This window comes from Thermoplasmata archaeon (genome assembly GCA_035632695.1).
GTDB lineage: Archaea > Thermoplasmatota > Thermoplasmata > RBG-16-68-12 > RBG-16-68-12 > RBG-16-68-12.
Genome location: DASQGG010000106.1, coordinates 1 through 7231, shown reverse-complemented (window position 1 = coordinate 7231; position 7231 = coordinate 1). Strand labels below are relative to the sequence as shown.

At 67.2% G+C, this 7231-nt stretch carries 8 protein-coding genes and 1 pseudogene; 6 read left to right on the top strand and 3 right to left on the bottom strand.

Annotated elements, in window-relative coordinates; translation table 11 throughout:
• The 5 genes and pseudogenes from VEY12_07325 to VEY12_07305 form a co-directional block, all read left to right on the top strand.
• On the top strand, positions 1-913 hold a 913-nt coding region (locus VEY12_07325), incomplete at its 5' end, for a penicillin acylase family protein (GenBank protein ID HYM39937.1).
• 4 nt (positions 914-917) lie between these two features.
• A complete protein-coding gene (locus VEY12_07320) occupies positions 918-1331 on the top strand; it encodes a hypothetical protein (GenBank protein HYM39936.1) in 414 nt (137 codons plus the stop codon).
• A gap of 27 nt (positions 1332-1358) precedes the next feature.
• Positions 1359-2909, top strand: a complete 1551-nt coding sequence (locus VEY12_07315; protein HYM39935.1) for a carboxyl transferase domain-containing protein — start codon at positions 1359-1361, stop codon at positions 2907-2909.
• A 10-nt stretch (positions 2910-2919) separates the two neighbouring features.
• A pseudogene (locus tag VEY12_07310) lies at positions 2920-4317 on the top strand (biotin carboxylase N-terminal domain-containing protein).
• A 106-nt stretch (positions 4318-4423) separates the two neighbouring features.
• Positions 4424-4918, top strand: coding sequence for a biotin/lipoyl-containing protein (locus VEY12_07305; GenBank protein ID HYM39934.1), 495 nt, complete (start codon positions 4424-4426; stop codon positions 4916-4918).
• Here the strand turns inward: VEY12_07305 and ribA are convergent.
• Positions 4893-5540: a GTP cyclohydrolase II gene (ribA, locus tag VEY12_07300; GenBank protein ID HYM39933.1), complete on the bottom strand. Its 648-nt coding sequence runs from the start codon at positions 5538-5540 to the stop codon at positions 4893-4895. The two genes, VEY12_07305 and ribA, sit on opposite strands and share 26 nt — an antisense overlap.
• A 63-nt stretch (positions 5541-5603) precedes the next feature.
• On the bottom strand, positions 5604-6149 hold the full coding sequence (locus VEY12_07295; protein ID HYM39932.1) for a DUF531 family protein: 546 nt from the start codon (positions 6147-6149) through the stop codon (positions 5604-5606).
• Positions 6150-6241: 92 nt separating this feature from the next.
• On the opposite strand from VEY12_07295, the gene VEY12_07290 reads away from it, so the two are divergent.
• The gene (locus VEY12_07290; GenBank protein HYM39931.1) at positions 6242-6706 is read left to right on the top strand and encodes a dual specificity protein phosphatase family protein; all 465 of its coding nucleotides are present in this window, start codon (positions 6242-6244) and stop codon (positions 6704-6706) included.
• Between the two features lie 5 nt (positions 6707-6711).
• Here the strand turns inward: VEY12_07290 and VEY12_07285 are convergent.
• A partial coding sequence (locus VEY12_07285) for a deoxyhypusine synthase family protein (protein ID HYM39930.1) occupies positions 6712-7231 on the bottom strand: 520 nt, incomplete at its 5' end.

Below are 7231 nucleotides of genomic sequence, written 5' to 3'. Positions count from 1 at the left end.
CTCGGGGTACGTGTGGAGTAACAATCAGGTCCCCTACCCGCCCGGCTACGCGTACGGATCGAGCCTGGGCTCCCTCTTCGATCCCGGGTACCGCGCCCGCCGGATCCACGAGCTCCTCTCCACGACGACGGCCGTGACGCTGGCGGACATGCAGGCGTTCCAGCTCGACGTGCTGGACACCGCGGCGCAGTCCCTGGTCCCCTACGTCCTCGCCGCGGTCCACCCCTCAGACGGCGTGGATGCCCAGGCGTACCAGGCCCTCCACGGATGGGATTACAACATGACCGTGAACTCCACCGCGGCGAGCATCTGGTACACGTTCATGACCTACTACCTGCAGGATACGTACGGGGACGAGTACCACGCGGCCGGCGCGGACAACCTCACGCTCCCGCAGTTCAACACCCTGGAGAACCTCACGGTCAACGACCCGACGTCCCACTGGTTCGACAACGTGTCGGGTGGGGCCGTCGTCGTCCAGGGGAGAGACCAGGTGATCCGCCAGGCGTTCAACGACACGGTCAGGCACCTCATGGCCGCCATGGGACCCATGGTGGCGAACTGGGAATGGGGCACGATCCACTTCCGGGAGTTCGACCACCTGAGCGGGCTCTCCGCGCTCCAGCGAGGGCCGTATCCCGCAGGCGGCGACGGCTTCACCCTGAACGTGGCGGGCGGTCTCATCTCCAAGGGGGGCCCGTCGTGGCGCCAGATCATCGACTTCAACAACTTGAACGACTCCCTCGCGATCTACCCGGGAGGCCAGTCGGGGAACCCGCTCAGCGTGCACTACGATGACTTCCTCGTGGGTTCCTATCTGAGCGGCAGATACCTCGCGTTCCGGGACGAGCCAACTGTGGACTCCATCCCCGCGGCTTCCGTGGAATCGACGATCACGCTCGTCCCGGGCTGAGACCATGCGCCGCATCCCGTTCCCCGACCTGCACGTGCGGATCGTGTTCCTCGCAGGTTTCCTCCTCGCGGCGCTCCTCCTGCTCACGGGCACCTGGCAGCTGGCCTACCTCGCGGGCTTCCTCGCGGGCATGCTCTCCCCGCGTCTCCGCCGCGCGGTCCTGCTGGGAGCCCTAGGCGTCTCCACGGCATGGGCCGCGTACCTCGTCTACGTGTTCGTCATGGGGCAGGGGCTCCAGCTCGCCGACCTCGTGGGTCGGATCTTCGGCCTCGGAGGAGGGGCTTGGTGGCTCCTGACCGTCCTGACGCTCGTCCTCGCGATCGTGCTCGGCGCGGTCGGTGCCATGACGGGATACGCCGCGGCCCGACTCTTCCTCTGGGAGACGCCGTCGGCCATTCCCGAGGCCCCGAAGGGTTGAAGTCGCTCCTCCGCATTCGAGCGCGCCATGGCCGTGGACGAACGCGTGGATGAGCTTCGCCGTCGCCGGGACGCATCCAAGGAGGGCGGCGGGGAGGAGCGGATCGAGCAGCAGCACGCCAAGGGCAAGCTCACCGCCCGGGAACGCATCGACGCGCTCATGGACGCGGGGACCTTCGTCGAGACGGACGCGTTCGTGGAGCATCGAGCCACGGACTTCGGGATGGACAAGCGTCGCATCCTCGGCGACGGCGTGGTCACGGGCTACGGCTCCATCGACGGCCGCACGGTCTTCGTGTTCTCCCAGGACTTCACCGTGTTCGGCGGCAGCCTCGGGGAGATGCACGCGAACAAGATCGTGAAGATCATGGACACCGCGATGAAGGTCGGTGCTCCCGTCGTGGGGCTCAACGACAGCGGCGGAGCGCGCATCCAGGAGGGCGTGATCAGCCTCGGCGGCTATGCGGAGATCTTCTTCCGCAACGTGCTCGCCTCCGGGGTGGTGCCCCAGATCAGTGCGATCCTAGGCCCGTGCGCCGGCGGTGCCGTGTACAGCCCCGCAATGACGGACTTCACGATCATGGCCAAAGGCAGCTCGTACATGTTCATCACAGGCCCTGAGGTGATCAAGACGGTCACGGGCGAAGACGTGACCTTCGAGCAGCTCGGCGGAGCGATGACCCACAACGAGAAGTCGGGCGTCGCCCACTTCGCGGCGGAGGACGAGCGGTCCGCCCTCCGCATGGTGCGCAGACTCCTGAGCTACATCCCGTCGAACAACCTCGAAGACCCCCCGGCCCTCGCGACGGACGACTCCGTCGACCGCAAGGATGCCGAGCTGGGGAGCGTGGTGCCGCGGGAGCCTGACAAGCCCTACGACATGCGGGACGTGATCACGCGAGTCGTGGACCGCGACTCCTGGTTCGAGGTCCAGGAGCACTGGGCGCAGAACATCGTGGTGGGCTTCGCCCGGATTGCCGGACACCCGGTGGGCGTGGTGGGCAACCAGCCGAAGGTCCTCGCGGGCACGCTCGACATCAACTCCTCGACGAAAGGCGCGCGGTTCGTGCGGTTCTGCGATTGCTTCAACGTCCCCCTCCTGACGTTCGTCGACGTCCCCGGCTTCCTGCCCGGCACCGCGCAAGAGTACGGCGGAATCATCCGGAACGGCGCCAAACTCCTATTCGCCTTCAGCGAGGCCACGGTCCCCAAGGTCACGGTGATCACGCGCAAGGCCTACGGCGGCGCCTACGACGTCATGTGCTCGAAGCACATCCGGGGAGACATGAACTTCGCCTGGCCCTCCGCGGAGCTCGCGGTCATGGGTCCCGACGGGGCCGTCCAGATCATCTTCCGCAAGGAGATCGACGCCGCAAAGGATCCGCAGGCGCGTGAGGCCGAGCTCGTCCGGGAGTACCGCCAGAAGTTCGCGAACCCCTACATTGCCGCCCAGATGGGCTATCTCGATGACATCATTGAACCGCCGGAGACGCGGCCACGGGTCGCCAACGCGTTCGCCATGCTGAAGAGCAAACGGGAGACGCGGCCCCCCAAGAAGCATGGAAACATCCCCCTCTAGGCGGTCCCCTATGATCCGTCGCCTCCTGATCGCGAACCGCGGGGAGATCGCCATCCGCGTGGCGCGGAGCGCGAGGGAGATGGGGATCGCCTGCATCGGCGTGTTCTCGGAAGCCGATCGGGACGCGCTGCACCGGCGTGCCATGGACACGTCCGTCGAGCTCGGAGGCCCGCTCCCGGCGGAGAGCTACCTGAACATGGACCGCGTCCTGCGCGCCGCAAAGGCGACGCGGGCGGACGCGATCCATCCCGGCTACGGATTCCTGTCCGAGAACGCGACCTTCGCGCGACGTTGCGAGGAGGACGGCTTCATCTTCGTGGGTCCCGGGGCCAAGGCCATGGCCCTGTCGGGCGACAAGATCGCGTCGCGTAAGGCCATGGCGGCCGCAGGTGTTCCCGTGACCCCTGGGATTGACCGCGTGCTCCGCTCGCCCGAGGAGGCGGCGGAGGTCGCGGAGCGGGTGGGCTACCCGGTCATGTTCAAGGCGACCGCGGGCGGCGGGGGCATCGGCATGTCCCGCGTCGACCGACCGCGAGACTTGCCTCGGGCGTTCGAGTCCGCGCAGTCGGTGGCTCGCGCAAACTTCGGGAATCCCGATCTCTTCCTCGAGAAGTACATCGAGCACGCGCGCCATGTCGAGGTCCAGGTTCTCGTGGGCCGGCGCGGCCGGGGGTTGCACTTCGGGGAGCGGGAGTGCAGCGTGCAGCGCCGTCACCAGAAGCTCGTCGAGGAGTCGCCCGCGACCTGCCTCACCCCCAGCCAGCGGCGGCGATTGTGCGAGACCGCGGTCCGCGGATTCGTGCGGATCGGCTACCGGAACGCGGGCACGGCGGAGTTCCTCTACCGAGACGGCAAGATCACGTTCAACGAGATCAACGCCCGCCTCCAGGTCGAGCATCCGGTGACGGAGATGGTCACCCTGGTCGACCTGGTCCGGCAACAGATCCTCGTGGCCTCCGGAGAGGAGCCCGAGGTCTCCCAGGGCGAGATCCAGTCCCACGGCCACGCGATGGAGTGCCGGGTGAACGCGGAGGACCCCCTGCGCAACTTCCTCCCGTCGCCGGGCCGGATCGTCGGGTACCGCGAGCCCGCGGGGCACGCGACCCGGGTGGACAGCGGCGTCACGGTGGGCTCCGTCGTGCCCCCGGTCTACGACTCCCTCATGGCCAAGCTCATCGTGCGCGGACGCACCCGGGACGAGGTCGTCGAGCGGATGTCTCGCGCCCTCGCGGACTATGAGATTCGCGGCCTGCAGACCAACCTGCCCTTCCACCAGGCCCTCTTCCGCGAGCCCTCCTTCCTCAAGGGCGACCTCTGGACCACGATGATCGCCGACCTTCGCATCGTGGAACGGATGCGGGGACGCGGACCCCACGAGGAGCGCGTCGCAGCAATCGCCGCGGCCCTCGCCGCAGGTGCCGGCTTCGACCGATTCACGCGGGTCGTCTCCTTCGACCGTCGCGCCGTGCCGAACTGGGCGTTGGCCGGACGGAAGGAGCTCCACGGAGGTGCCGATGCAGCTACGCATCCTCGTCGACGGTGAGCCCCACGAGATCGAGATTGAAGGGGCGCCTCCGCTGCTGACCATCCGCGTGGACGGCGCCTCGTATCGCACTCGCGTGTCAAATGCCCACGAGGGGTACGATGTCCGGATTGGGTCCGGGCTACACCGCGTGCTGGTTCGTGGGACCGACGTGGTCGTGGACGGTCAGCCGCACGCGGTCACGGCGGAGCCCCTGGACACGGCCTCGGAGGCCCTGACCCGTCGAGGCCGATTCGGAGCCGGCACGGTCCTTGAGGTTCGTCCTCCCATGCCGGGCCGCGTCGTCAAGGTACGCGCGGCCGCGGGCGACCACGTGAAGCGGGGCCAAACCCTCGTGGTCCTCGAGGCCATGAAGATGCAGAACGAGATCCCCGCGCCGGAGGACGCGGTCGTGAGGAGCGTGTCCGTGCACGAGGGCGAGTCGATTCCCGGTGACCGGGTCATCGCCGTGCTCGAGGCGCGTTGACCGCGGGCACCTTGAGCAGGTGGCGCATCTTCTCCTTCTTCGTGATGAGGTACTGGACGTTGGAGGCCTTGGCCGGCATCTCCAGGGGAATCCGCTCCGTGACCCGGACTCCGTACGCCTCGAGCTCCTCGATCTTCGCCGGGTTGTTCGTCATGAGGCGGATTGATTTCAGGCCGAGGACGCGGAGCATGCAGGCGGCGCACTTGTAGCTGCGAAGGTCCGCCGGGAATCCGAGGATCTGGTTTGCGGCCACCGTGTCCACCCCATGGTCCTGGAGATGGTACGCGGCGATCTTGTTCGCGATGCCGATGCCGCGGCCCTCCTGGGCCAGGTAGAGGAGGACGCCATCTCCGGTGTCCCGGATCTTCTTCATCGCCGCGTCGAGCTGCTCGCCGCAGTCGCACCGCTCGGAGCCGAACACGTCCCCCGTGAGGCACTCGCTGTGCAGGCGCACGAGCACGCCCTCCCGTCCCTCGACGCGGCCCTTGACGAGGGCGACGTGCTCCTCGCCGGAGAACGGGCACACGAACGCATGGATCCGGAACTGCCCGTACCGGGTGGGGAGGCGGGCGCTCGAGCCCAGCATGATGTTCTCACAAAGGGCTCCGTCTTGCTTGGGCATGGCCTCCCGTGCGGACGGGGGCGCGCTATATAAGAATTCGGGTAGGAACCACAAATCGGGTGTCTACATCCGGAGGTGCGCGGCGATCAGGGCGGGCGCGGCGCCTAGGGCGGTTGCCGTTTCCAGGGAGAGCCCCCGCCCCGTTAGGTCGAAGTGGTACCGGCCTAGCGGGTAGATCTCGCGATCGTCGAGGCCCCGCGGACCGAGGCCGAACACGAGGAGGATTGAGGTCCCCCGCTTAAGAAGGCCCGCGAGCTGCTCCGCAGACGCGCCCTTCTTGGGATCAGGCCGGTTCGTGGTCACGACGACCTCCCCGAGTTGCGGTGGGAACCCCCGCTTGGGAAAGTCGAAGCACTGGAACCGACCCGCGGCCGCGAGTTCCTTCAGGTACTTGCCTCCCTCGCCGATGCTCGTGGTCCCCGCCACCCACTCGACGATCTCGACCGGCGTGTCGAGGTCCGCCGCGTACGGGAATCCGAACGTCGCGAGGTTCGCGTCGAACGCCAGGGCCACGGGCCCCGCGCGGGCCAGGGCGCGTCGGTGGGCCTCGTGGAACTTGATGGGATCGTAGGAGTTGTAGAGACCGATCGTCATCCGGCCTTGGGCCATCCGAGCGTCGATGGAGCCGGCACTATTTCGACCTGCCGCGGCGGCCAGCGTGAGGTTGAACTAGTCGCGACGCATCCTTCGGGCCGCAGGGCATGATGCTCTACACGGTGGACGGGGGCCGAATCGCGGGGCTCCCGGGTCCCGCGTACATGGAATGGGACTTCGCCCGACTCCGGAAGATGGGCTTCTCGGTCGTCGTGAGTCTCGAATGCGAGCGGCTGAACACCTTCGAGATCGAGGATGCAGGATTCGAGCATCGGAAGATCTGCATCCAAGACTTCTTCGCTCCCACGTTCGACCAGATCGAGGAGTTCGTTGCGTTCGTGGATGCCAAGCGGGCAGAGGGCAAGAAAGTCCTCGTTCATTGCTATGCGGGCCGCGGGCGCACGGGGACCATGCTCGCGGCGTACCTGATCCACCAAGGGATGCTCGCCGACGCGGCTATCCGCGAGGTCCGGGAGAAAGCCCAGCGCGCCTACGGCACCCTCATCGGCGTGATCGAGCCCGAGCAGGAGGAAGCGCTCCGCGAGTACGAGCACCTCGTCCGAGGTGCGTGACCCGATCACTTCAGCGAGACGAGCTTCTGCCCGTCCCACTTGTACTGGCGCTGTTTCCGCTTCTTGTGCACGCCCTTCTGCAGGAGGTACCCGATGAGCAGCGGCAGTCCGATCGTCGCGTCGACGTGGCTCTGGGCCATCTTCGCGTCCCGGTGGAACTTGCCCCAGGACTGGCTCTCCTCGAACGTGCAGCCGCTGAGCCCGCCCCACTGGGGCATGTCCGTGGTGATCTGCGCGGCGTACATGTGGGGGTTCTCTTCGTAGCCCATGACCTCGAGCATGGGCTCGACCTGGGAGATGTAGTTCTTGGGCGTGCCGCCTCCGACGTAGAAGACGCCCGTTCGAGGGGAGAGGGCCTTCACCTGCGCGATCTCGTAGTTGTCCTGGATCGAGTCGATCGCGACGGGAGTCTTGCCCTTCTTCAGGGCGAGGTAGTGGTGCTTCGCCAGGGCGATTCCGATCGACGAGTCGTTCAGGGCCGGCTCGAAGTACGGGATGCCCTTGCGGTAGCAGGTCCCGACGAGG